The organism is Formosa sp. Hel1_33_131, from assembly GCF_001735745.1.
In the GTDB taxonomy this organism is placed as follows: Bacteria; Bacteroidota; Bacteroidia; order Flavobacteriales; family Flavobacteriaceae; genus Hel1-33-131.
Map to the genome: position 1 here is coordinate 781,973 of NZ_CP017260.1, position 22,686 is coordinate 804,658.

The window sequence follows — 22,686 nt, forward strand, 5'->3', positions numbered from 1 at the left end:
TGTTGGGGTGTTATAGGGTTACAACTTCACCTCCAGCAGCTTCAATAGCCGCTTTTGCTGTTGCTGTGAATTTATGTGCTGAAACTTTTAACTTAGCTTTCAACTCACCTCTTCCTAAAATTTTAATCAATTCATGCTTACGTCCTAAACGCAATTCAACGATTGTTTCAAAATCTAATTCAGATTTAATTTTCTTTTCGTCAACTAACAGTTGAAGGGTATCAAGATTAATTCCTTGATAGTCTTTACGGTTAATGTTTGTGAAACCAAACTTAGGCACACGTCTTTGTAATGGCATTTGACCACCTTCAAAACCTACTTTTCTAGAGTAACCAGAACGAGATTTAGCACCATTGTGACCACGAGTTGCCGTACCACCTTTACCAGAACCTTGTCCTCTACCGACTCTTTTACCTTGACTTTTAACTGAACCTGCAGCAGGTCGTAAATTACTTAAATTCATTTTTCAGTATATTTTAAGCTTCTTGTACAGAAACTAAATGTTTTACTTTATTGACCATTCCTAAAATGTTAGGTGTCGCCTCATGTTCTATCGTTTGACCAATCTTTTTAAGACCAAGCGCTAATAATGTTAGCTTTTGTCTTTGTGTACGATTGATCGCACTTTTTTGTTTTGTTACTTTTATCTTAGCCATCTTGTCGTAAATTAACCGTTAAAAACTTGTGTAAGAGAAATTCCTCTCTCACGTGCTATTGACTTCGCATCTCTTAATTGAAGTAAAGCATCAAAAGTAGCTTTTACAACATTGTGAGCGTTTGAAGATCCTTGGGATTTTGATAAAACATCATGTACTCCAACGGCTTCAAGAACAGTTCTTACAGCTCCACCAGCAATAACCCCTGTACCAGGTGCTGCAGGGATGATGTTTACTCTTGCTCCGCCAAATTTACCTTTTTGTTCGTGAGGCAGTGTCCCTTTGATTAAAGGAATTCTAACTAAGTTTTTCTTAGCATCTTCAATTCCTTTCGCAATTGCACTGGCTACATCTTTAGATTTACCTAAACCGTGTCCTACAACACCAGCTTCGTCACCGACTACTACAATCGCTGAAAATCCGAATGCTCTACCACCTTTTGTTACTTTTGTAACTCTTTGCACACCTACCAAACGGTCTTTTAAATCCAACCCACTTGGTTTTACTAGTTCTGCACTTTTGTATTTTTGATACATAATTTCTTTAGAATTTAAGTCCTGCTTCTCTAGCGCCTTCCGCTAATGATTTTACTCTACCGTGATATAAATAACCACCTCTATCAAAAGTGATGCTTTCAACACCTGCCTTTATTGCTTTTGCTGCTACTGACTTCCCAACTAATGTTGCGATTTCAATTTTAGATCCTTTTGAAGTGCTGATATCTTTATCTCTTGAAGAAGCCGCACTAATGGTTACACCAGTGACGTCGTCTACTAATTGAGCATAAATTTCTTTATTACTTCTAAAAACAGCCAATCGAGGTTGAGACGCTGTCCCATTTACAATTTTACGTATTCTGTTTTTAATTCTTTGTCTTCTATCGTTTTTTGATAATGCCATAACTAACTTATTAAGCTGATTTACCTGCTTTTCTTCTTAATACTTCGCCTACGAACTTAATTCCTTTTCCTTTGTATGGCTCAGGCGCTCTGAAACCACGGATTTTAGCAGCAACTTGTCCAACAAGTTGTTTGTCGTGTGACGTTAATTTGATAATTGGGTTTTTCCCTTTGTCTGAAACTGTCTCTACTTTTACTTCAGGAGCGATGTTCAAAACAATATTATGAGAAAATCCTAAAGCTAAATCAAGTTTATTTCCTTGATTAGATGCTCTATATCCAACTCCTACGAGTTCTAATTCTTTTGACCATCCAGTAGTAACACCTTGGATCATGTTAAAAATTAAAGCTCTGTAAAGACCATGTTTTGCTTTGTGATCTTTATGTTCAGAAGAACGTTCTAAAATAACATGTCCTTCTTCTATTTTAATACTTATAGCAGAGAATTCTTGAGTTAGCTCCCCTAGTTTACCTTTAACCGTAATAAGGTTATCCGTTATATCTAAGCTCACTCCTTCTGGAATCGCTACTGGGTTTTTTCCTATTCTTGACATTTCTTAAATCTTTAAAATTAGTAAACGTAACACAATACTTCGCCACCAACATTTTCTCTTTGAGCCTGCTTTCCTGTCATCACTCCGTGAGAAGTTGAAACGATTGCAATTCCAAGGCCATTAAGAATACGTGGATGATCGCTAGATCCTGAGTATTTACGTAAACCTGGTTTACTTATTCTTTGGATTTTTTTGATTACAGGTTCTTTGGTTTCCTTATTGTACTTGAGTGCTATCTTGATAGTACCTTGTACAGTAGTGTCATCAAATTTGTAACTTAAAACATATCCTTGATCGAATAATATTTTTGTAATCTCTTTCTTTAAATTAGATGCAGGAATCTCTACAACTCTGTGATTTGCACGAACTGCGTTTCTAATTCTTGTTAAGTAATCCGCTATTGGATCTGTATACATAGTGTATTAATTTGCGGTTTTGGTTTTCTATTATTAGAACCTGAAACCAATTTATAATTTTACCAACTTGCTTTTCTAACGCCGGGTATTAATCCATTGTTTGCCATTTCTCTGAACATAACTCTTGAGAGTCCAAACTGACGCATATATCCTTTTGGACGACCCGTTAGTTTACATCTGTTGTGCATACGAACTGGTGATGCATTTACAGGTAATTTTTGCAATCCTTGGTAATCGCCTGCTTCTTTTAACGCTTTACGTCTGTCCGCATATTTTGCAACTACTTTTGCTCTTTTTACCTCACGGGCTTTCATTGATTCTTTAGCCATAGCTTAATTCTTTTTAAAAGGGACCCCTAATTCTGTTAATAATGATTTCGCTTCTTTATCGGTATCGGCGTCGGTTACAAATGTAATGTCCATTCCCGAGATTTTATTGACTTTATCAATATTTATTTCAGGAAAAATAATTTGTTCCGTAACTCCTAAATTGTAGTTACCTCTACCGTCAAATCCATTTGCTTTGATTCCGTTGAAATCTCTAACACGTGGAAGCGCAGATGTTACTAAACGATCTAAAAACTCATACATTTTTTCGCCACGTAAGGTTACTTTAACACCAATTGGCATTCCTTTACGTAGTTTAAAAGTTGCAACATCTTTTTTAGATATTGTTGCAATTGCTTTTTGTCCAGAAATTTTAGTGACCTCTTCTATTGCATAGTCGATTAACTTCTTGTCTGAAACAGCCGCACCAACACCTTTAGATATCACTATCTTTTGCAGTTTTGGAACTTGCATTACATTTTTATATCCGAATTCTTCTGTAAGAGCCGACATTACTCTGTCTTTATACTCTTGTTTTAATCTTGGAATGTATCCCATAATTCTTAAATTACTTCGTTAGATTTCTTTGAAAATCTTACTTTCTTACCGTCTTCCATTTTAAACCCAACTCTCGTTGTTTCACCTTTTGCAGTTAACAAAGATAAGTTTGATATTTGGATTGACGCTTCTTTTTCAACGATACCACCTTGAGGGCTTTGAGCACTAGGCTTCATGTGTTTTTTCACCATGTTTACCCCTTCAACGATCACTTTATTTTTTTCTATTAATACTTTCACAATTTTACCTTCAGAACCTTTATGGTCTCCAGCAATAACCCTTACGGTATCTCCTGATTTTATTTTGAGCTTTCCCATGTTTCTTAAATTAAAGCACTTCTGGTGCTAATGATACAATTTTCATGAATTGCTTATCACGAAGTTCTCTTGCTACTGGTCCAAAAACACGTGTTCCTCTCATTTCACCAGTAGGATTCAAAAGAACACAGGCGTTGTCGTCAAATCTTATATAAGATCCGTCTGGACGTCTTACTTCTTTTGCAGTTCGTACCACTACGGCTGTTGAAACTGCTCCTTTTTTGATGGTTCCGTTAGGAGTCGCATCTTTAATAGTAACAACAATTTTGTCACCAAGGGATGCATATCTACGTTTTGTACCACCTAGAACACGAATGGTTAATACCTCTTTTGCTCCAGTGTTATCAGCTACTTTTAATCTTGATTCTTGTTGTACCATAATTATTTAGCTCTATCAATGATTTCTACTAGTCTCCAACATTTAGATTTACTTAAGGGTCTTGTTTCCATGATCCTTACAGTATCACCTTCGTTGCAGTCGTTTTGCTCGTCGTGTGCTACGTACTTTTTAGTCTTTAGCACGAACTTTCCGTACATAGGATGTTTTACTTTTTTCACTTCAGAAACCACTATTGATTTCATCATTTTGTTACTTGTAACAACGCCTACACGTTCTTTTCTTAAATTTCTTTTTTCCATCTTTCAGCAGAATACAATTATTGCACTTCTCTATTTGTTAACTCCGTTGCCAACCGTGCTACAGATCGTCTTACAGATCGTAATTGGATTGGATTTTCGAGTGGTGATATTGCGTGGGTCATTTTCAGATCCGCGTAAGTCTTTTTCGTATCACTAAGTTTCTCTTGTAACTCAGCTGTCGATAGTTCTTTAATTTCAGATTGTTTCATAATATCAATAAAATTAAGCTTCGTAGTCTCTAGCGATTACAAATTTGGTTTTAACTGGTAATTTTTGAGCTGCTAAACGCAATGCTTCTTTAGCAACGTCAAGTGGCACACCACCAACTTCAAATAATATTCTTCCTGGTTTCACAACAGCTGCCCAATATTCAACGGCACCTTTTCCTTTACCCATCCTTACTTCAAGCGGCTTTTTTGTGATTGGCTTGTCTGGAAATATTTTTATCCATAACTGACCTTCTCTTTTCATATGGCGTGTTGCAGCGATACGAGCAGCTTCAATTTGACGTGAAGTTAAAAAATTTGAATCGAGTGATTTTATACCAAACATTCCGTTAGAAAGTTGATGTCCTCTCTCGGAGTTTCCTTTCATTCGTCCTTTCTGGACTTTACGAAATTTTGTTCTTTTTGGTTGTAACATTTTCTTTTAATTTATAAAAAATTACTTTCTACGGCGAGGTTTCGAGTTCGATGAACGGTTTCCTTTGTCTTGTCCTTTTGAAAGACCTACTAAAGGAGATAATTCACGTTTCCCATATACTTCACCTTTCATAATCCATACTTTGATCCCTAATCTACCATAAGTAGTATGGGCTTCAACTAAAGCATAGTCTATGTCAGCTCTAAATGTTGATAAAGGAATTCTTCCATCTTTATAATGTTCGCTACGTGCCATTTCAGCACCATTGAGACGACCACTAATTTGAATCTTTATTCCTTCAGAGTTCATTCGCATCGTGGCTTGAATGGCCATTTTGATTGCACGTTTGTAAGAAATACGATTTTCAATTTGACGAGCGACACTCGTTGCTACTAAAAACGCATCTAGTTCAGGACGCTTAATCTCAAAGATGTTTAATTGAACTTCTTTATTTGTGAGTTTTCTTAATTCTTCTTTCAACTTGTCTACCTCTTGACCGCCTTTACCAATAATGATTCCAGGTCGAGCCGTTGTGATAGTAACGGTTACAAGTTTAAGAGTTCTTTCGATAATCACTCTAGATACACTAGCTTTTACTAAACGAACAAAGATGTACTTTCTGATTTTATCATCCTCAGCAAGCTTGTCTCCGTAATCGTTACCTCCGTACCAGTTAGATTCCCATCCTCTGATGATTCCAAGGCGATTTCCTATTGGATTTGTCTTCTGTCCCATTTATTAATTGCTTTGTGTGTTATTTTTAGCTCCAAGTACGACTGTAACGTGATTGGATCTTTTTCTAATTCTGTGTGCACGACCTTGAGGTGCTGGACGAAGTCTCTTTAACATGGAACCTCCATCTACTGTGATTTCTTTTACAAAAAGATCCGCATCTTCAATGTTTGCATCTTCGTTTTTAGATTGCCAGTTAGCGACAGCCGATAGAACTAATTTTTCTAAACGACGTGATGCTTCTTTTGAACTAAATCTCAAAACGTTAAGTGCCTTTTCTACCTTTTCGCCTCTTACTAAATCAGCTACTAAGCGCATTTTTCTTGGTGACGTAGGACAGTTATTAAGCTTTGCAAAAGCGATTTGCTTTTTTCCAGCTTTAATAGCGTCTGCCATTTGTTTTTTACGACTTCCCATAGCTCTTATTTTTTACCTTTATTTTTAGCACCTGCATGTCCACGGAATGAACGTGTTGGTGAAAATTCTCCTAGTTTATGACCTACCATGTTTTCAGTAACATATACTGGTACAAATTGGCGGCCGTTGTGTACTGCAATTGTTTGTCCAACAAAATCCGGTGTAATCATACTGGCTCTAGACCAAGTTTTGATAACTGTTTTTTTGTTAGCGTCTACATTAGCAGCGACTTTTTTCTCTAACTTATAATGAACGAAAGGTCCTTTTTTTAATGATCTTGCCATGTCTTATTATTTCTTTCTACGTTCTATAATATACTTATTACTTGCTTTGGTCTTAGAACGGGTTCTAAATCCTTTAGCAGGAATACCGTTTCTTGAACGTGGATGTCCACCTGATGATTTTCCTTCACCACCACCCATTGGGTGATCGACTGGATTCATAACAACTGGTCTTGTTCTTGGACGTCTTCCTAACCAACGGCTTCTACCTGCTTTACCTGACACCAATAATTGGTGATCCGAGTTAGATACAACTCCGATAGTGGCGTTACATCCTAGCAATAGTAAACGCGTTTCACCAGATGGTAATTTTACCGTAGCAAATTTACCGTCTCTTGCCATTAATTGTGCAAATGCACCAGCACTACGTGCCATAACAGCTCCTTGTCCCGGACGTAGTTCGATACAAGAGATGATGGTTCCTAATGGAATTTGACTTAAAGGCATTGAATTCCCAACCTCTGGAACAACATCTACACCTGACACCAACTTTTGACCTACTTGAAGACCGTTTTGTGCAATGATATAGCGTTTTTCACCATCTTGGTAATTCAGAAGCGCAATAAATGCAGTTCTGTTTGGATCGTATTCAATAGATTTCACTTCGGCTGGAATCCCAGCTTTTTCTCTTTTGAAATCGATGATACGATATCTTTTCTTATGACCTCCACCGATATAGCGCATGGTCATTTTTCCTTGACTGTTTCTACCACCTGAACGTTTTTTCGGAGCTAATAAACTCTTCTCCGGCTTATCAGTAGTAATGGCATCATAGCCGTTTACTACTCTAAATCGCTGTCCTGGGGTGATTGGTTTTAATTTTCTTACTGACATGTTTGTCTAATTAGATATTAGCGTATAAATCAATCGTTTCACCTTCCGCCAGTTGTACAAGTGCTTTTTTAACAGCATTTGTTTTACCATGTTGAATCCCCGTTTTTGTAAACTTGGTTTTTCGATCTGGACGGACATTTATTGTACGAACTTTTTCAACAGAAACACCGTAAGCAGCTTCCACTGCTTTTTTGATTTCTACCTTGTTCGCCTTCGTATTCACTTGAAAGCTGAAGCAGTTTCTCAACTCACTCGCTTGTGATGCTTTCTCTGTGATTATTGGTTTAATTAAGATACTCATGGTTTTCTTATTTACTTAAATTCGTTTCAATATTCTTTAAAGCGCTTTCAAAAAGCACTACTTGATTCGCGTTTAATATTTTATAAGTACTTATTTCTGAGTCTATTAAAACTTCAGAGCCCTTTAAATTCCGCGAGGACAAATATACATTATTATTTGAGCCACCCAAGACAAATAAAGACTTTTTGCTATCAAGGTTTAAGGCCTTTAATACAGCTGTAAAGTTCTTTGTTTTTGGAGTGTCAAATGTAAAGTCTTCTATAACCGTAATTGATTTTTCAGAAGCTTTTATTGTAAAGGCCGACTTTCGTGCTAAACGCTTTACATTTTTATTTAACTTGAAGCTGTAGTTTCTAGGTCTTGGACCGAACATGCGACCACCACCTCTAAAAACACCAGACTTGATACTTCCCGCACGGGCTGTACCAGTTCCTTTTTGCTTCTTGATCTTTCGAGTACTTCCCGAAATCTCAGCTCTTTCTTTTGACTTGTGCGTTCCTTGACGTTGGTTAGCAAGATATTGCTTAACATCTAGGTAAACCGCATGATTGTTTGGCTCTATAGCAAATACATCGTTAGAAAGGTCTGCCTTTCTACCTGTATCTTTTCCGTTTAAATCTAAAACTGCTACTTTCATTATTTCTGAATGATTAAATAAGCGTTTTTAGGACCAGGAACACATCCTTTGATCACAAGTAGATTTTTTTCAGTTACTACTTTTAAAACTCTTAAATTTTGAACTTTAACTGTGTCGGTTCCCATACGTCCTGCCATTTTCATTCCTTTGAAAACTCTAGCTGGATACGAAGCCGCACCAATAGATCCTGGTGCACGTAAACGGTTGTGCTGTCCGTGAGTCGCTTGACCCACACCTGCAAATCCATGACGTTTTACAACCCCTTGAAATCCTTTACCTTTTGAAGTTCCAGAAACATCAACAAATTCGCCTTCGGCAAAATGCTCTACTGTTATGGTGTCTCCTAATTTGTACTCCTCATCAAATCCTTTAAATTCCGCGACTTTTCTCTTAACAGAAGTACCTGCTTTTTTGGCGTGACCTAAGTCAGCTTTCGTAGCACTTTTCTCTGTCTTGTCATCGAAACCAAGCTGAAGGGCTGAATAGCCATCAACTTCTTCGGTTCTGACTTGGGTAACAACGCATGGCCCAACTTCTATAACGGTACATGGCATATTTTTACCATTCGCGTCGAAGATGCTGGTCATTCCGATTTTTTTTCCTATTAACCCAGACATATTTATATATTTATTAATTAACTCTTTTTATTCCAAAACAAAGGGTCAAAATACGTTTCAACCCTGAATTGTATTTTTTCCGTTTTTCCCTTGCACTCAGCTTGGGACATGTAAATCGCTGATTTTCAGCAATTATATCAAAAATTAAGGTGGTGACCTATGTTTTTCGAGCTGCAAATTTAGATAAATTTAATCTATTCACCTAAATTATTTAGAAATTATTTTAAATGCGCCTACACTTCCTTCTGTTTTGAGAATACAGATATAAAAGGTGTTGGATGGAATTGTATGACTTAGGCGAATGGTTTCACTCGTTCCAATCTGTTGATTTGGTTTATCGATGAGGCGTTTTCCGGTAAGATCAAAAAGATAAACATCGGTATTTTTTGGAGCCTTTGAAATATTTTTAATTATAAGTTGTTGATTGTCGATCAAAACAGTAAAGTCGGGTGTTAGGTCTGAAATATCAGAAGGCTCAAATCCAAGGGTACTTGTTATAAGGTGGTTTATATAGTAATCTTGCACTTTTTGAATCCAAAAATGATCGTCTGTCAATGTCGCTCCAGGAGCCACTGGATCTCCAATTCCATCGGTACTGTCTCCTACACCAGCTCCCATAAGCACTAGTTTCACACCTATATCATTGAGTTCTTCAAAATGATTTCCGAAAGTGACATGTTTACTAGTGGGGTTAGAAATTAACTTTGGATCGTTATGTTTGTTTTGAGAAAAATAATCAAACCGTGCTTGATCATTTGAAAAATCGATTTCATCGCCAAAGAAAAAAGGGGATGCAGAATCTTCATAATATTTTGAAGTATTTGGGAGTGTTGCAAAGTTGGTGCCGGTGTACTCATTAATAGTTGTAGAGCCGTTTATGTGTCCTACGGTAATTTGCCATAATATAACATGAACCCCAGCTTCTTCAAATAAAGCCCTGACAAAAGCGAAGTAATTGAGCCAGTGGTCATTATTCCAAAACCAAGTCCAAGAAGATGGATCGGCAGGGTCGCTTGCATTGCTATAACCCAACGCATCGAGACCATATTTATCTATGGAAATAAAATCTGCATTATGGCTCATGATCCCCATTCTTTCACTATAACGATAAATATCAATTGCGGTCTGTTTTATCTTTTGTAGCTGCGTTTGAAAATCACCACCTCCAACTCCGCTAACATTGTCTGTTTCTCTAATAATTCCGCGGACTCCTGCAACATTCGGCTTTGCCCATAAGTTCATTTGCCACCCAAATTCTAAATTCAAATTATCATCAATTCGTTTTTTATTGATTTCAAAGTTGATGCGTTCTACAAGCGATTTAAGGGTTCCAGCATTGGTTCCAATCGTTGTTGCACCTACAGCAGTTGCCAAGGTTTCAGGTTCTGAATTTTGTTGCATATACCCTAAGAAATCGGGCTCAAAAATGACTCCAAAAAACTCATCGCCTACAATGTCTCTTACTTGATTTAAAAACAGCTCTAAGTTCTCAAAATAGGCTGTCATATAGGTAGGAGACTGAATGTGTTCTAGATTTGTAGTGTATGATTCTCCTCCATCAGGGATGTTATAAAATATAAAAACAGGCATCAGCCCCATCTTTAGACTGTTTCTTGCAAACTTCATGACTCTATCTGGTTGCCATGTGTTCCAACCGATTAATGGCCCTCCATTTATATACGTATATCGAACGTCCATTCGATTGTTGAGCATTAAATTAGTGTTGTTGATGCCGTTATTAAAGAAGTTTACATCGTCGGGGATATCTTCAGAGACAGAGCCTATAGAAATATGAGTGGGGTATCTAGGCACGGTGCCATCTGCATTATCAATTCGGAGTCCGATGTAATACTTGTCGCCATCGGATGTTGTGATTTCTAGACCGGTTCTCCCTGGATTATTGGAGTTGACGGTTAGTTTAGAATTTGCAAAAGAAAACTGAGTCAGTGTTAAATCCCGTGATTTGACACTTGTAATGGTTTTATCAAAAGTAAAAACTTTGGTAACACCTTCTAAACCTTTAAGTTGATAGGGCAAATTGGCAAATAGAATCGACTCTTTAGAAGGGTCTATTATTTCATATTTTAAATACACATAATTAGAAGTCCCCATATCATCTGTAATTCCTAATCTTAAATTAGTGATTCCATATTGAGAAGGCGTCCAAGAAATAGAGGTTGCCGTGGCGCTAGCAGAAGATGTGATCGTTGTGAATTCATCGTATAAGGATATGCTTTGTATCGGTCGATCTGTTTGGCTGGCTGTAAAATGAATGACTATGGGGGTAAAATTTAATTGAAAAAACCTTGAATCAGATTCTGGAGTTGTTAATGCAATGTTTGGAGGCTGGTTCTTCGCCACTTTAATAGCTCCTATAAGTTCGGAACTTAAATTAATACTATTTGTACCTTCTATTCTAATATTGTAGTCTGTGTAAGCATCTGGTATAAAATCGTAGGTGTATTGATTATTTGCACCAAGGGTCATGTCAAAAGACTGAAATGTGCTTTGGCTAAATTTTTTGATGAATACTTTTGTAGTGCTAATTGGAAAATCAACATCTACAATTGTGGCTAAAATATTGATGGTCTGCAGAGTGGGTTGTATAAAAGTTTTAGCACCTTCAAAACTTGAGGTTAATACTGGTGGTTTTACACAAATTCCTAAAAAAACATAGGCATCAGATTGGTCTGGAGTCACAGTTCCAACAATAGGGTAGGATGTTCTATACAAGCCTTCATTATACACTACATTTACATTTCCTACATAATTATCCGGTTTGGACACCCAATCTATAAAGTCATCACAATTGGTTTGAATTGTTAAATTGGCTGGGACACAAGTACCTATATTTGTCCATAAAGCATTTGTGTTGGGTGGATTTCCGCCACTAGTTACATAGGCTGTGTTTTCGTATATAAATCCATTATAATAAACTGTGCTAGGAGTCCCTGAGGTAAATGGGTAGTTTCTTGTACTATACCAATTTGGCGCCGCACAATTTGAATTATAGGCTTCGAGGCTAAAAACGACAGTTGCTATATTAGCGTTTTCATCTTCAACAAAAGCCGTAATTGTGGTGATTCCATCTAGAGCTGGCGTCCAAGAGGCTCTATAGTTATTATTGACATAGCTCGCATATACAGCTTGTGAATTAGCTGTTGTTTTATAATAGACCTTTTTTGGTGGTAAATTCCCGTTTACTTGGGCATTAAAAACTAAACTGATGGGTTGGCTCGCTGTATAGTAGGAGAGACTTCCATCTGCTGGAGAAACCAAACTAATAGAGGGTGGCACTTGTCTGTTAATAATAATTGAAGCATTATAAAACCCCTCTTTATTAGATTGATTGGTCGCTTTAAAAACTAAGGTGTATGCGCCATAGGTTGTAGGAAGCCAATTATAATCATAAGTACCAGCTGTAACTGTTGATTCGGAAAGTACTGTACTTACAACATCCACTCCGTCTTTTTGAATTGTAATTAAGACCTCTGTAATATCAACCCCGAAATCTTGAACTGTAGCAGTTGCTAAAATATTTTGAAGCGGATCCATCGTATAGTTTTGTGAGGCCGAGATATTTGATGTGACTGTTGGTGGCTTCACACAAACACCTTCAAAAGTATACGCATCATGTGAATCTGGTCTCACATCTATATTAATATAATATTTAGCTTTATATAACCCATTATTATAACTTACCAGGGCATCTGTTGGAAAGCCGGTTGTGGCACCAGGTTGTGTAACCCAAGCGGTCGCAGACGCACAATCTGCATCCGAAGCAACAGGGACAACACTGCTGGTACAAGCCCCTAGTAACGTCCAAGCAGGATTTACATCTGGTGCGGCAGTATTAGCGTTCACATACCCTGCGTTTCTGTAAACGTTATTAGTATGATATACATGATATCCGATCGAATAGTTTCTGGTTGCATCCCAGACAGGGACTCCGCAATCATTTCCAAATTGGGCAAATGTAAAATAACTCACAAACAGAAATACCAAAGAGATAAAAGATGTTTTCATTTTAGAAGAAATTGAGGGTTAGGTTTGGGGTTACTTTTTAAGGATTTTTTTATAAAATATACCAGACTCCGTTTTTAGTTCCATTATATAAAGGGTACTTTCAAAGGCACTTAAATCGATACTAGAAGTGTCGGGGTTTAATTTATGATATAACCTATTACCTTTGATATCGAAAATATTTATTTCGTTGATTTTGTGTGGAGATTTAATTGTTATACTGTGTTCTAAAGGGTTTGGATAGACTTTTGGCACTTCACTCTTAACTTGGTCATCAACACTGAACGTTGAACTAAAATAATTGAAATAATCTGTAGAGAATTCATACGCAGAGGCACAATTGGCTGCCGCATCCCAGTTAACAGACCATGTCATCACCCCTCTTAAACCTGGATGTGGGCCATTTTGCAATGTGTAACTCCTCCCTGAAAAGGTTGTTCCAAACCTCAAATAACCCAAGGCTTTGATCGTCTCTGAAGGTTGTAAATATCCTCCGGCAGGTGCCGCTGCTGGGCACGCTGGAATACCAACCATAATTTTTGAGGCTGGTAATCCCGGAAAATTAAATCCTGTTGAAGCTACATTAAAACCTGTGATTAACATATCTGACATAGACGTTAGAAAATCGGGGGTTGCTTGAGAATACGCTTGTCCATCTAATGCAGTGACAGATCCCGTATTATAAAGTTGCACCATCACTAAATCTAATTCAGAACGCAAGTTATGAATCACTGGTAAAAAAGCTCCAGCCGTATTGGTATATGTTGAGCCCCCAACCTGAACGTAAAAGGTTTCAGGAGCACATGTTAAAATAAGATTAGCTCCATAATGTGCCTTTAGTTCTTTAAAAGCATCTACTACATTTTTAAGTTTTGGAAACGCAGAGATTCCTGTATATGAAAAATCGGTTAAGGCGCCAGCCCCGAAATCCATAGAACCTCCTTCAAAATCTAAGTCAATACCATCAAAACCATATTCATCAATAATGTCTTTCAGCCCTTGAACAAATTCATTTTTTTGTGCAACAGTACTTAACTCTACATGACCATTTTGCCCTCCTATGGATACAATTACAGGGATACCTTGACTTCTCAAACTATTAATGTCATCCTTAAGCAGCTGTTTATCATAAACCCCATTCGTTAGATATCTGGGTGAGTTAATTGTTAACTGAGGCGTGTACCCATTTTGACCAACTGTTTCTATAAATGAATACATCACTACATTATACTTTGAAGTTAACATATCCCTAAAATACAAGAATGGTGCTGCTGTATTTTCCCAAGAGTGAGCATAGCCTAAAATAATATTCCCACTAGGTAGCGGCACAAATGGAGAATCGATAATATTTAGGGTCTTGACAAGACTCACTGCCCCCCCATCATTATCTGTAGCCGTAATTGTAAGTGGATATGCTTGGTGATTGGTGGGCGTAAAACTATATGTAAATGTATTGTTGGCTCCAGATGACATACTTGTCGTTGTGCCATCAATTGTAATTGAAACGGAAGCTATCGTTCCGTCTGTGTCTGTCACGGTAGTCTGTATTGCTATGGGTTGGAAGCCTGAATTTTGACTAATATTCGTATTTACAGGAGTGTCCCATACAATCGTTGGCAATACATTGGGGCAATTGGTTCCCGTACAATTTAAAGTAAATTGAAACGTCTCTGTGGCAGTTTCATTATTAGAGCTTTGAGCAGTCACCTTTAAGGTGTGTGAGGCATTGTAATCTGAGTCTTGTGGAGCCCAATTTGCTGAATATATATTTTGATTGTTTGTGTTTGCAATGGTGGTATTATCTATTTGAAAAGTAACGCTGTTTATTGTTGTAGAGCCATCGTCAAAACTTAAGCCCACCATAGCTTCTAAGTTTACATTGGTTCCATAAGCATTCGCTAAAGTAGCTTGATTGGGCGCATTTATAGTGACCTCTGGCTTTACAAGTTGCGCATTGAAATTATATTCTTGGGCCATTGTGGTAATTGCTATGTTCGCTACACTTATAGGGTAGAAAACCGTATTATTATTATCATAATCATTTAATTTTAATGAATTAATAATATTATAACCATCTAACTCCGTTTCGGTAAAGAAATACTCTCCATTAGCATTTGCAGTTTTAGGTATTTGTTTATAGCCATGAGTACTGTCGGTCCATGGTAATATTAAATTCAACTTGGCACCAGCTACCGGGGTTATCCCGTTTTTTACCGTACCATATATGAGGCCTTTATTTTCCTCAAAATTGGCAATGCCATTTGCATTTAGCATACTAAAGCTGATGCTTGTAGGTTTAAATACGATGTTGTTTAAGCTAGGCGTCACTACATAATCATATCCTGCTGGAACATTGTTAAAAGTATAATTTCCACTAGAATCCGTCATAGAATTATAAGTTTGACTGTTTCCTGTGAGCTGTAAGCTCACCCCTGACATCCCTGTATTTGCGGAGGTTACAATTCCTGAAATTGTATGAGAATTTCGTGTAGCTACTATTTCTTGATTTGTCTGGTCAGAGTTAAAGTTGGTATATGTCAACGCAGTAAAGGAATAAAAATCTTTTTCTGCAGTTAGAGAATAGTCGAGGTTGTCTATTACAGAACTCAAATTAAAATTCCCATCGGCTGAAGTAAGGCGTTCTAATTCGACATTACTACTATTATTTAAGACAACATCAACATTGGCTAGTAGCTGTCCATTTTCCTTAACACTTCCTTGTATCATAGACGTTTGATCTGAACCTATAACATTTATAGTTTTATCCCCGTCAAACTCTAAAAGGGCATAACTCACATCACTAGGTAAAAAAGCATAGCTATTATAAGAATAATTTATAGTGTAAGCTAAAAAGCCTGTTTTGTTGTTAAAAATTACTTGGCCATTTGCAGCTGTAGTTTGAGATTCTAATACTGTACCACCGACATCTCGTAATTCTACTCTAATTCCTTGTATAGGCACAGCGGTTGGATTCTTAAAATTCAATGTAATGCTGAATTCTGAGTTTACGAGGGTAGATTCTACAGTATCTAAAAGACCGTTGGTAGAGTTTCGAGCATCTTGAGAAAGCTCCCATATCATAACACCCCCCAAGTTTTGTGACAATGCATACTTAACTTTTAAATCTATGGATTGAGTATCTTCATAGCTGATAAACTTTTGTTGAGTGGGGTTATAAAGGTAAGGAACAAGAGCATCAACATGCCAACGTCGTTCCCAACCAGCTATAGCGGCAGCAGTTGAAACTGCAAGTGGATTTGTTGGGTCTAGAAAATGATGTGGATTCGTTGCTCTTCCTTGAAATAAATCACAAAAATCGATAGCTCCCGTTGTTTCACAATTATAATTAGCAATATCATCCCAAGTTCCTACTGGAGGCTCCGGCAAACTACACGCTGGATTCGTTGTTCTTGGGGCACTCACTTTCGTAGAGCCCAGGATTATTGGGATCTACTCCAGTTGCCGCAACACCTTCAAATATTTTTCCATAAAACGGAACTCCCATGACAAACTTATTGGCTGGGATGCCAACTTCTATTAGGTATAGCTTTATTAATTCATCTAATACTTGATTTCTTCCAGATGGATTGTGTAAGGGATCATTTACATTATCGCCCCCAAACAATGGCGCATTAAAACATGTTTTATCATACCAATTCCCTCCAAAGTCATAGCCAAAACAAGTAACGAAATTACAGTAATCCATGATGTTGGTTGTCATGTTGTTTGCTGCTTGATTATTAGGCCCTATAAACTGACTTGCAGCATTTGTTACATTGTTCCCCATCGCAATAGAAAGCTCTTTGGCTTGCATACCGTTCGAGTCAAAAGCAGCTCTTATATCTTTCAATAGGAAAACAAGGTTTTTATGGTCATTGGTTGTGTGTGGTTGTGCAGGAATTACTAAACCATTAACTTTTTCTTGGCCTTCGGTACCTCCCGTAATTGGGAATTCCCAATCAAGATCAAAACCATCAATCCAAGGATACAAAGTCATGAAATCAACCATGCTTTGTGCGAAAGTTGTTCTTGCATTTTGGCTCGCCGCTATTTCAGGAAAATGTTGAGACTTTGTCCACCCCCCTACAGAAATTAGAATTTTTAAATGCGGATTCCTCTCTTTTAATATTTTTAACTCTCCAATATTTCCTTTTACAGCAGCATTTGAAAGCAAGTTATTTTCATCATGCCCAGTATCCGCCCAAGGATCTAAACTTTGTATAGAAGCTGAATCGTTGGAAGTGTCATAAACTGGATTGTAAAAAGCATATAGTACATGCGTAAGTTTATCAGCTTCTACATCTATAACATTAAAATCACGCGCATAAATGGCCCATTGAGCAAAGTAGCCAATCACTATTTTGGAGTGTTTTGGACCTGTTGTTTGATAATTTAAAAAATCGGCTGAAGAAGGGGTGTTGTCATTGTTCTGAAAAGAAGTTATACTCGTTACTGAAAGCAACAAAATAACACATAAGGTAAAATGTTTCATAAGCAGGTTTTTTAGTTCTGGGGAGAACTGTGGTTAGTAATATATTGTGGCATAATATACAAAAACAGTGCCAAATATAAAATTTAGCACTGTTTTTTTTATTCAAAAATGTAGGTGTTAGTTTCAAAATCGACACCTGTCGTAATTATACTTTAATTTCTACTTCTACACCACTCGGTAATTCAAGTTTCATCAAAGCATCAATTGTTTTGGATGAAGAACTATAAATATCTAGTAGTCTTTTGTAAGAGCTTAATTGAAATTGTTCTCTCGATTTTTTGTTAACGTGTGGAGAACGTAATACAGTGAAAAGTTTTTTGTGGGTTGGTAATGGGATTGGACCCGTTACGATAGCACCTGTACTTTTTACGGTTTTTACAATCTTATCAGCAGACTTGTCTACTAAGTTATGATCGTAAGACTTTAATTTTATTCTGATTTTTTGACTCATGTTCTTAACTTTTAAGATTGGATTCCTTTAGCTTCTTTAATAACTTCTTCTGAGATGTTTGAAGGTGTTTCAGCATAGTGTGAAAATTCCATAGTGGAAGTTGCACGACCAGATGATAGCGTTCTTAAGGTGGTTACATAACCAAACATTTCTGAAAGAGGCACTGTAGCTTTTACAGTTTTTGCTCCTGCTCTATCGCCCATGTCACTTACTTGTCCACGACGACGGTTAAGGTCTCCTACAATATCTCCCATATTTTCCTCAGGAGTAATAACTTCTAATTTCATGATTGGTTCCATGATCACTGCTTTGGCTGCTTTGGCTGAATTTTTAAATCCAAGCTTCGCGGCTAATTCAAAAGAGAGTTGATCCGAATCCACATCGTGGTAAGATCCATCTTTTAAAGTCACTTTTACAGCATCCACTTCGTAACCAGCAAGCGGCCCATTGACCATTGCCATTTTGAATCCTTTTTCAATAGAAGGAATAAATTCTTTAGGTACATTTCCACCCTTGATCGCAGATACAAACTGAAGTCCTACAACACCTTCGTCTGCTGGCTCAATTGTAAATACGATGTCCGCAAATTTTCCACGACCACCAGATTGTTTCTTGTAAACTTCTCTGTGATTAGCCGATTGTGTAATTGCTTCTTTAAATTCAACTTGTGGTTGACCTTGATTTACTTCTACTTTAAATTCACGACGTAAACGATCTACAATGACATCTAAGTGCAATTCACCCATTCCTGAAATAATCGTTTGCCCTGAAGCTTCGTCAGAACGAACTGTAAACGTTGGATCTTCTTCAGCTAATTTACCAAGACCGATACCTAGTTTATCAACATCTGCTTTGGTCTTTGGTTCCACTGCGATACCAATTACGGGATCCGGGAAGTCCATAGATTCTAAAACAATAGGATGTTTTTCAGCTGATAATGTATCTCCTGTTTTGATGGATTTAAATCCAACAGCAGCTCCAATATCTCCAGCTTCGATATAGTCAATTGCATTTTGCTTGTTTGCATGCATTTGGTAGATACGTGAAATACGTTCTTTTTTACCAGAACGGTTATTTAACACATACGACCCTGCATCTAAACGACCAGAATAAACACGGAAAAAAGCTAAACGTCCTACGAAAGGATCGGTTGCAATTTTAAATGCTAGTGCCGCAAACGGCTCTTTTACATCTGGCTTGCGTATTTCTTCTAATTCAGTATCTGGATTCATACCCACAATACCTTCTTTGTCTGTTGGAGCAGGTAAATAACGACATACAGCATCTAAAAGAAACTGAACTCCTTTATTTTTAAATGCGGAACCACAGATCATAGGAATGATGGCCATGTCCATAACAGCAGCTCTCAATGCATTGTGCACTTCTTCTTCTGTAATAGAATCTTCATCTTCCATGAATTTCTCTAAAAGATCTTCATCGTAACTTGCTACTTCTTCAATTAGCTTCGCACGAAGGATTTTTGCTTCTTCTTTAAGATCATCAGGAATATCAACAACATCAAAAGTTGCTCCCATTCCTTCTTCATGCCAGATAATAGCACGGTTCTTAACTAAATCTACAATACCTTTAAAATCTTCTTCATCACCAATATTCAAAACAATAGGCACTGCATTAGAGCCTAACATTTCTTTTACTTGGCTACAAACCATCATAAAATCAGATCCTTGACGGTCCATTTTATTGACGAAACCAATTCTTGGCACTTTATAGTTGTCGGCCAGTCTCCAGTTTGTTTCAGATTGAGGCTCAACACCATCAACTGCACTAAACAAGAATACTAAACCATCAAGCACACGTAAAGATCGATTTACTTCAACAGTAAAATCAACGTGGCCTGGAGTATCAATAATATTAAAATGGTAGTCCTTCGCATCTTCCGTAGGCTTGCCATTTTCTGTAGGGAATTCCCATTCACAGGTGGTTGCAGCAGACGTAATAGTAATACCACGTTCTTGCTCTTGTTCCATCCAGTCCATTGTTGCAGCACCATCATGTACTTCACCAATTTTGTGAGAAACTCCTGTATAATAAAGAATACGCTCCGTTGTAGTGGTTTTTCCTGCATCAATGTGCGCAGCAATCCCAATATTTCTTGTGAATCTTAAATCTCTTGCCATCTCTAATTAAAATCTAAAGTGTGAGAATGCTTTATTCGCTTCAGCCATCTTGTGAGTGTCTGTACGTTTTTTAACAGCAGCACCTTCTTCTTTAGCCGCAGCTAAAACTTCAGAGGCTAACTTTAAAGCCATAGATTTTTCATTACGTTTTCTTGAAAAACTAATCAACCACTTCATCGCAGTTGATATTTTACGATCTGGTCGTATTTGCATTGGAATTTGGAAGGTGGCACCTCCAACACGACGGCTACGTACTTCTACGTGTGGCATCACATTAGATAGAGCATCTTTCCAGATTTCTAAAGCTGTTTTTTCTTCGTCAGTTTTCTTTTCGTCAACGATTTCAATCGCATCATAAAAAATTTTGAATGCGGTTGACTTTTTGCCATCCCACATCATCATGTTAACGAAACGTGTTACCAATTGATCGTTAAATTTCGGATCTGGCAACAGCGGTCTTTTTTTCGCTTGTTTTTTTCTCATGTCTTCTTAATTAAAAATAATTATTTCTTAGGGCGTTTTGCACCATACTTAGATCTACGTTGTGTACGACCTGAAACACCTGCGGTGTCTAAAGCCCCACGTACAATGTGGTATCTAACTCCTGGTAAATCTTTTACCCTTCCACCTCTAACTAATACTATCGAGTGCTCTTGTAAATTATGTCCTTCACCACCGATGTATGCGTTGACTTCGTTTCCATTTGTCAACCTAACTCTTGCAACTTTACGCATTGCTGAATTTGGTTTTTTTGGAGTCGTCGTGTAAACACGAGTACACACACCACGTCGCTGAGGACAAGAATTTAAAGCAGCCGATTTACTCTTCTTAGTTATTTTGGCTCTTCCTTTTCTTACTAATTGTGAAATTGTTGGCATATTCTATATACTGTTTTTTTTAAAATCCTCTTCTTAGAGGGCTGCAAAGGTACACATTAAAATGAATTATTCAAATCATAACCCTATAATTTTAAAATATTTACGTTTTTTTTTGCTGATTAAATATTTAGAAACCTTTTTACGTTAGATTTACATTGAAATTATAAATGTGACGCGTCAATTGAAATTATTAGTTAGGATTTTATGTGTTTTTGGAGTTTTTAGTTGGAGTACTGCACAGCAGCTTCAATTAAAAATGATCAGCAATGACTCTATTGAAACAAACACAATCAACACTATAGGGTATCCGAAAACTTTTGAAAACTTCGCGGCACTAGAAGCTCAAGTTGAATCCTTTAAAGACCAATTGTACAAACGCGGTTATATCGAAGCGCGCGTTTTTGAGATTTCTCAAACCCCACCTTTAATCATTGCCAAGCTATCCCTTGGTCCAAAATACGAATCTATTAGACTCTATGCCGATAAAACCCTTTTTGAGTTTTTAGAATTGGAAGGTGTCAAGAATCTTGAAAGTACTCCTTATTATATTGTAGAAGTTTCAGCGCTCGAAACACTCCTCAATTCACTCACTGAGTTTTTAACCGCAAAAAGCTATCCCTTTGCTTCCGTTTCATTGAAAAAGATAAAGCCTATTGGCAAGTCCACACTCAGAGCAGATTTATATGTAGAAACAAAACAGTCCCGACAACTTCAATCTGTGGAGATTAAAGGGTATGAGAAATTCCCCCGTTCATTTATCAAACACTACTTAGGCATTAAAAAAAATACGCCTTTTGACCTTAAAGCGATTCAAACTAAAACCGAAGCACTGAACCAGCTTCGGTTCACCAAACAACTTCGACCCGCAGAAGTACTATTTACACAGGATACGACGCGTGTCTATTTATATTTAGAAAAAATAAAAAGCAATCGTTTTGATGGGTTTTTGGGATTTGGTTCAGATGAGACGACCGGAAATTTAGATCTCAATGGCTACCTCAATCTAAACTTAGTAAACAATTTAAATTTTGGAGAATCTTTTCGTCTTAATTATAGGAGTGATGAAAATGACCTGAAAACATTTGAGGCACAACTCACCCTCCCCTACTTATTTAAAACCCCCATCGGTAGTGAGCTAGAATTAAATATATTTAAAAAAGACAGCACCTTCACCACAGCCGAACAAGCGGCCAGTCTGTATTACCAACTCAACCCAAAACAGAAAGTCTTTTTGGGGATTCGGTCCACGCAGTCGAATGCTTTATTGCCAGAAACGATTAGCGATGTACGTGACTATAAAACGAGTGCATACGAACTCAAATACACCTACCAAGAACTCACACCCCAAAATTTGCTATTTCCTCTAAGCAACGCATTAGAGTTTCGTTTGTCTAAATCTAATCGAAAAACTATAGACACAAAAACGAATCAAATAGCGTATTTTTTAAAGGCTTCTAAAATTTTTAACCTGAATCGTAAGAATAGTTTTTATCTGCGACTTCAGGTGCAGGGCATTGATTCAGAAAACTATTTATTAAACGAACTCATCCGGTTTGGAGGCATCAACTCCGTCAGAGGATTTGAAGAAAATAGCATCAATGCTACAAATTTAGGGGTTTTGGCTTCCGAATACCGTTACCAACTAAGCTCTAGTCTTTATATACACTCTGTCATAGATGCCGCCTATTTTGAAACACCTACACAATCGAATCAAAAACTCTATGGGTTTGGGTTTGGATTTGGACTCCTTACAGAAGCGGGTCTCTTGAGATTCAACTTAGCCAATGGGAAAACAGAAGAACAAAACTTCAAGTTCTCGGATTCTAAAATACACCTAAGCTTAACAGCTACTTTCTAAACAACTTCTTAGAGTGACAT

The 22,686-nt window shown here is 37.3% G+C and carries 28 protein-coding genes; 1 reads left to right on the forward strand and 27 read right to left on the reverse strand.

The features are described from left to right. Nucleotides 1–10: 10 nt before the first annotated feature. From rplO to rpsL, 27 genes are all read right to left on the reverse strand, one after another. Nucleotides 11–463, reverse strand: coding sequence for a 50S ribosomal protein L15 (rplO, locus tag FORMB_RS03430; protein WP_069676119.1), 453 nt, complete (start codon nucleotides 461–463; stop codon nucleotides 11–13). Nucleotides 464–476: 13 nt separating this feature from the next. Beyond that, nucleotides 477–656 (reverse strand): 50S ribosomal protein L30, encoded by a 180-nt coding sequence (gene rpmD / locus FORMB_RS03435; RefSeq protein WP_069676120.1) that lies wholly within the window; start codon nucleotides 654–656, stop codon nucleotides 477–479. Between the two features lie 11 nt (nucleotides 657–667). Continuing rightward, nucleotides 668–1,192, reverse strand: coding sequence for a 30S ribosomal protein S5 (rpsE, locus tag FORMB_RS03440; protein WP_069676121.1), 525 nt, complete (start codon nucleotides 1,190–1,192; stop codon nucleotides 668–670). Nucleotides 1,193–1,199: 7 nt separating this feature from the next. Next, the gene (gene rplR / locus FORMB_RS03445; RefSeq protein WP_069676122.1) at nucleotides 1,200–1,556 is read right to left on the reverse strand and encodes a 50S ribosomal protein L18; all 357 of its coding nucleotides are present in this window, start codon (nucleotides 1,554–1,556) and stop codon (nucleotides 1,200–1,202) included. A gap of 10 nt (nucleotides 1,557–1,566) precedes the next feature. Beyond that, entirely contained in the window at nucleotides 1,567–2,109 is a 543-nt protein-coding gene (gene rplF / locus FORMB_RS03450; RefSeq protein ID WP_069676123.1) for a 50S ribosomal protein L6, read from the reverse strand. A 17-nt stretch (nucleotides 2,110–2,126) separates the two neighbouring features. Further along, complete coding sequence (rpsH, locus tag FORMB_RS03455) at nucleotides 2,127–2,525, reverse strand: 30S ribosomal protein S8 (protein ID WP_069676124.1); 399 nt, start codon at nucleotides 2,523–2,525, stop codon at nucleotides 2,127–2,129. A gap of 59 nt (nucleotides 2,526–2,584) precedes the next feature. Beyond that, nucleotides 2,585–2,854, reverse strand: a complete 270-nt coding sequence (gene rpsN / locus FORMB_RS03460) for a 30S ribosomal protein S14 (RefSeq protein ID WP_069676125.1) — start codon at nucleotides 2,852–2,854, stop codon at nucleotides 2,585–2,587. Between the two features lie 3 nt (nucleotides 2,855–2,857). Then, nucleotides 2,858–3,409: a 50S ribosomal protein L5 gene (gene rplE, locus FORMB_RS03465; protein WP_069676126.1), complete on the reverse strand. Its 552-nt coding sequence runs from the start codon at nucleotides 3,407–3,409 to the stop codon at nucleotides 2,858–2,860. 5 nt (nucleotides 3,410–3,414) lie between these two features. Next, the gene (gene rplX, locus FORMB_RS03470) at nucleotides 3,415–3,726 is read right to left on the reverse strand and encodes a 50S ribosomal protein L24 (protein WP_069676127.1); all 312 of its coding nucleotides are present in this window, start codon (nucleotides 3,724–3,726) and stop codon (nucleotides 3,415–3,417) included. Nucleotides 3,727–3,736: 10 nt separating this feature from the next. After that, on the reverse strand, nucleotides 3,737–4,105 hold the full coding sequence (gene rplN, locus FORMB_RS03475; protein ID WP_069676128.1) for a 50S ribosomal protein L14: 369 nt from the start codon (nucleotides 4,103–4,105) through the stop codon (nucleotides 3,737–3,739). Between the two features lie 2 nt (nucleotides 4,106–4,107). Beyond that, the gene (rpsQ, locus tag FORMB_RS03480; protein WP_069676129.1) at nucleotides 4,108–4,365 is read right to left on the reverse strand and encodes a 30S ribosomal protein S17; all 258 of its coding nucleotides are present in this window, start codon (nucleotides 4,363–4,365) and stop codon (nucleotides 4,108–4,110) included. Between the two features lie 17 nt (nucleotides 4,366–4,382). Beyond that, on the reverse strand, nucleotides 4,383–4,574 hold the full coding sequence (rpmC, locus tag FORMB_RS03485; protein WP_069676130.1) for a 50S ribosomal protein L29: 192 nt from the start codon (nucleotides 4,572–4,574) through the stop codon (nucleotides 4,383–4,385). Between the two features lie 13 nt (nucleotides 4,575–4,587). Further along, nucleotides 4,588–5,007 carry a 50S ribosomal protein L16 gene (rplP, locus tag FORMB_RS03490; protein WP_069676131.1) on the reverse strand — a complete coding sequence of 140 codons (420 nt, stop codon included), beginning with the start codon at nucleotides 5,005–5,007 and terminating at the stop codon, nucleotides 4,588–4,590. 21 nt (nucleotides 5,008–5,028) lie between these two features. Continuing rightward, nucleotides 5,029–5,742 carry a 30S ribosomal protein S3 gene (gene rpsC / locus FORMB_RS03495; protein ID WP_069676132.1) on the reverse strand — a complete coding sequence of 238 codons (714 nt, stop codon included), beginning with the start codon at nucleotides 5,740–5,742 and terminating at the stop codon, nucleotides 5,029–5,031. 3 nt (nucleotides 5,743–5,745) lie between these two features. Beyond that, nucleotides 5,746–6,156, reverse strand: coding sequence for a 50S ribosomal protein L22 (gene rplV / locus FORMB_RS03500; protein ID WP_069676133.1), 411 nt, complete (start codon nucleotides 6,154–6,156; stop codon nucleotides 5,746–5,748). A gap of 5 nt (nucleotides 6,157–6,161) precedes the next feature. Continuing rightward, nucleotides 6,162–6,440, reverse strand: coding sequence for a 30S ribosomal protein S19 (gene rpsS / locus FORMB_RS03505; protein ID WP_069676134.1), 279 nt, complete (start codon nucleotides 6,438–6,440; stop codon nucleotides 6,162–6,164). A gap of 6 nt (nucleotides 6,441–6,446) precedes the next feature. Continuing rightward, nucleotides 6,447–7,271 carry a 50S ribosomal protein L2 gene (gene rplB, locus FORMB_RS03510; RefSeq protein ID WP_069676135.1) on the reverse strand — a complete coding sequence of 275 codons (825 nt, stop codon included), beginning with the start codon at nucleotides 7,269–7,271 and terminating at the stop codon, nucleotides 6,447–6,449. A gap of 10 nt (nucleotides 7,272–7,281) precedes the next feature. Further along, complete coding sequence (gene rplW, locus FORMB_RS03515; protein ID WP_069676136.1) at nucleotides 7,282–7,572, reverse strand: 50S ribosomal protein L23; 291 nt, start codon at nucleotides 7,570–7,572, stop codon at nucleotides 7,282–7,284. A 7-nt stretch (nucleotides 7,573–7,579) separates the two neighbouring features. Beyond that, nucleotides 7,580–8,209, reverse strand: coding sequence for a 50S ribosomal protein L4 (gene rplD, locus FORMB_RS03520; protein WP_069676137.1), 630 nt, complete (start codon nucleotides 8,207–8,209; stop codon nucleotides 7,580–7,582). Further along, complete coding sequence (rplC, locus tag FORMB_RS03525) at nucleotides 8,209–8,826, reverse strand: 50S ribosomal protein L3 (protein WP_069676138.1); 618 nt, start codon at nucleotides 8,824–8,826, stop codon at nucleotides 8,209–8,211. The genes rplD and rplC overlap by 1 nt, the downstream gene beginning before the upstream one ends. A 207-nt stretch (nucleotides 8,827–9,033) precedes the next feature. Beyond that, the gene (locus FORMB_RS03530; RefSeq protein WP_069676139.1) at nucleotides 9,034–12,852 is read right to left on the reverse strand and encodes a hypothetical protein; all 3,819 of its coding nucleotides are present in this window, start codon (nucleotides 12,850–12,852) and stop codon (nucleotides 9,034–9,036) included. A gap of 30 nt (nucleotides 12,853–12,882) precedes the next feature. Beyond that, entirely contained in the window at nucleotides 12,883–16,272 is a 3,390-nt protein-coding gene (locus FORMB_RS03535; protein WP_083243900.1) for a glycosyl hydrolase family 18 protein, read from the reverse strand. Further along, nucleotides 16,238–17,341 carry a glycoside hydrolase family 18 protein gene (locus FORMB_RS03540; protein WP_069676141.1) on the reverse strand — a complete coding sequence of 368 codons (1,104 nt, stop codon included), beginning with the start codon at nucleotides 17,339–17,341 and terminating at the stop codon, nucleotides 16,238–16,240. The genes FORMB_RS03535 and FORMB_RS03540 overlap by 35 nt, the downstream gene beginning before the upstream one ends. Nucleotides 17,342–17,486: 145 nt before the next feature. Continuing rightward, a complete protein-coding gene (gene rpsJ / locus FORMB_RS03545; protein WP_069676142.1) occupies nucleotides 17,487–17,792 on the reverse strand; it encodes a 30S ribosomal protein S10 in 306 nt (101 codons plus the stop codon). Between the two features lie 11 nt (nucleotides 17,793–17,803). Beyond that, nucleotides 17,804–19,930 (reverse strand): elongation factor G, encoded by a 2,127-nt coding sequence (gene fusA / locus FORMB_RS03550; RefSeq protein WP_069676143.1) that lies wholly within the window; start codon nucleotides 19,928–19,930, stop codon nucleotides 17,804–17,806. Between the two features lie 6 nt (nucleotides 19,931–19,936). Continuing rightward, complete coding sequence (gene rpsG, locus FORMB_RS03555; protein WP_069676144.1) at nucleotides 19,937–20,413, reverse strand: 30S ribosomal protein S7; 477 nt, start codon at nucleotides 20,411–20,413, stop codon at nucleotides 19,937–19,939. A 20-nt stretch (nucleotides 20,414–20,433) separates the two neighbouring features. Continuing rightward, nucleotides 20,434–20,808 carry a 30S ribosomal protein S12 gene (gene rpsL / locus FORMB_RS03560; protein ID WP_069676145.1) on the reverse strand — a complete coding sequence of 125 codons (375 nt, stop codon included), beginning with the start codon at nucleotides 20,806–20,808 and terminating at the stop codon, nucleotides 20,434–20,436. A 181-nt stretch (nucleotides 20,809–20,989) separates the two neighbouring features. Here rpsL and FORMB_RS03565 point away from each other — a divergent pair, with 181 nt between their 5' ends. Beyond that, complete coding sequence (locus tag FORMB_RS03565) at nucleotides 20,990–22,666, forward strand: ShlB/FhaC/HecB family hemolysin secretion/activation protein (RefSeq protein ID WP_157498069.1); 1,677 nt, start codon at nucleotides 20,990–20,992, stop codon at nucleotides 22,664–22,666. The last annotated feature ends 20 nt before the right edge of the window (nucleotides 22,667–22,686 follow it).

Bases quoted from the DNA above. Each gene is read 5' to 3' on its own strand.
- rpsS (WP_069676134.1), bottom strand. From the start codon at position 6,440: ATGGCAAGATCATTAAAAAAAGGACCTTTCGTTCATTATAAGTTAGAG.
- rpmC (WP_069676130.1), bottom strand. From the start codon at position 4,574: ATGAAACAATCTGAAATTAAAGAACTATCGACAGCTGAGTTACAAGAG.
- rpsQ (WP_069676129.1), bottom strand. From the start codon at position 4,365: ATGGAAAAAAGAAATTTAAGAAAAGAACGTGTAGGCGTTGTTACAAGT.
- rplF (WP_069676123.1), bottom strand. From the start codon at position 2,109: ATGTCAAGAATAGGAAAAAACCCAGTAGCGATTCCAGAAGGAGTGAGC.
- rplD (WP_069676137.1), bottom strand. From the start codon at position 8,209: ATGAAAGTAGCAGTTTTAGATTTAAACGGAAAAGATACAGGTAGAAAG.
- fusA (WP_069676143.1), bottom strand. From the start codon at position 19,930: ATGGCAAGAGATTTAAGATTCACAAGAAATATTGGGATTGCTGCGCAC.
- FORMB_RS03530 (WP_069676139.1), bottom strand. From the start codon at position 12,852: ATGAAAACATCTTTTATCTCTTTGGTATTTCTGTTTGTGAGTTATTTT.
- rpsL (WP_069676145.1), bottom strand. From the start codon at position 20,808: ATGCCAACAATTTCACAATTAGTAAGAAAAGGAAGAGCCAAAATAACT.
- rplV (WP_069676133.1), bottom strand. From the start codon at position 6,156: ATGGGAAGTCGTAAAAAACAAATGGCAGACGCTATTAAAGCTGGAAAA.
- rplC (WP_069676138.1), bottom strand. From the start codon at position 8,826: ATGTCTGGGTTAATAGGAAAAAAAATCGGAATGACCAGCATCTTCGAC.
- rplR (WP_069676122.1), bottom strand. From the start codon at position 1,556: ATGGCATTATCAAAAAACGATAGAAGACAAAGAATTAAAAACAGAATA.
- rplP (WP_069676131.1), bottom strand. From the start codon at position 5,007: ATGTTACAACCAAAAAGAACAAAATTTCGTAAAGTCCAGAAAGGACGA.
- rplX (WP_069676127.1), bottom strand. From the start codon at position 3,726: ATGGGAAAGCTCAAAATAAAATCAGGAGATACCGTAAGGGTTATTGCT.
- rpsH (WP_069676124.1), bottom strand. From the start codon at position 2,525: ATGTATACAGATCCAATAGCGGATTACTTAACAAGAATTAGAAACGCA.
- rplB (WP_069676135.1), bottom strand. From the start codon at position 7,271: ATGTCAGTAAGAAAATTAAAACCAATCACCCCAGGACAGCGATTTAGA.
- rpsE (WP_069676121.1), bottom strand. From the start codon at position 1,192: ATGTATCAAAAATACAAAAGTGCAGAACTAGTAAAACCAAGTGGGTTG.
- rplW (WP_069676136.1), bottom strand. From the start codon at position 7,572: ATGAGTATCTTAATTAAACCAATAATCACAGAGAAAGCATCACAAGCG.
- rplO (WP_069676119.1), bottom strand. From the start codon at position 463: ATGAATTTAAGTAATTTACGACCTGCTGCAGGTTCAGTTAAAAGTCAA.
- FORMB_RS03540 (WP_069676141.1), bottom strand. From the start codon at position 17,341: ATGAAACATTTTACCTTATGTGTTATTTTGTTGCTTTCAGTAACGAGT.
- rplN (WP_069676128.1), bottom strand. From the start codon at position 4,105: ATGGTACAACAAGAATCAAGATTAAAAGTAGCTGATAACACTGGAGCA.
- rplE (WP_069676126.1), bottom strand. From the start codon at position 3,409: ATGGGATACATTCCAAGATTAAAACAAGAGTATAAAGACAGAGTAATG.
- rpsN (WP_069676125.1), bottom strand. From the start codon at position 2,854: ATGGCTAAAGAATCAATGAAAGCCCGTGAGGTAAAAAGAGCAAAAGTA.
- rpsC (WP_069676132.1), bottom strand. From the start codon at position 5,742: ATGGGACAGAAGACAAATCCAATAGGAAATCGCCTTGGAATCATCAGA.
- rpsJ (WP_069676142.1), bottom strand. From the start codon at position 17,792: ATGAGTCAAAAAATCAGAATAAAATTAAAGTCTTACGATCATAACTTA.
- rpsG (WP_069676144.1), bottom strand. From the start codon at position 20,413: ATGAGAAAAAAACAAGCGAAAAAAAGACCGCTGTTGCCAGATCCGAAA.
- rpmD (WP_069676120.1), bottom strand. From the start codon at position 656: ATGGCTAAGATAAAAGTAACAAAACAAAAAAGTGCGATCAATCGTACA.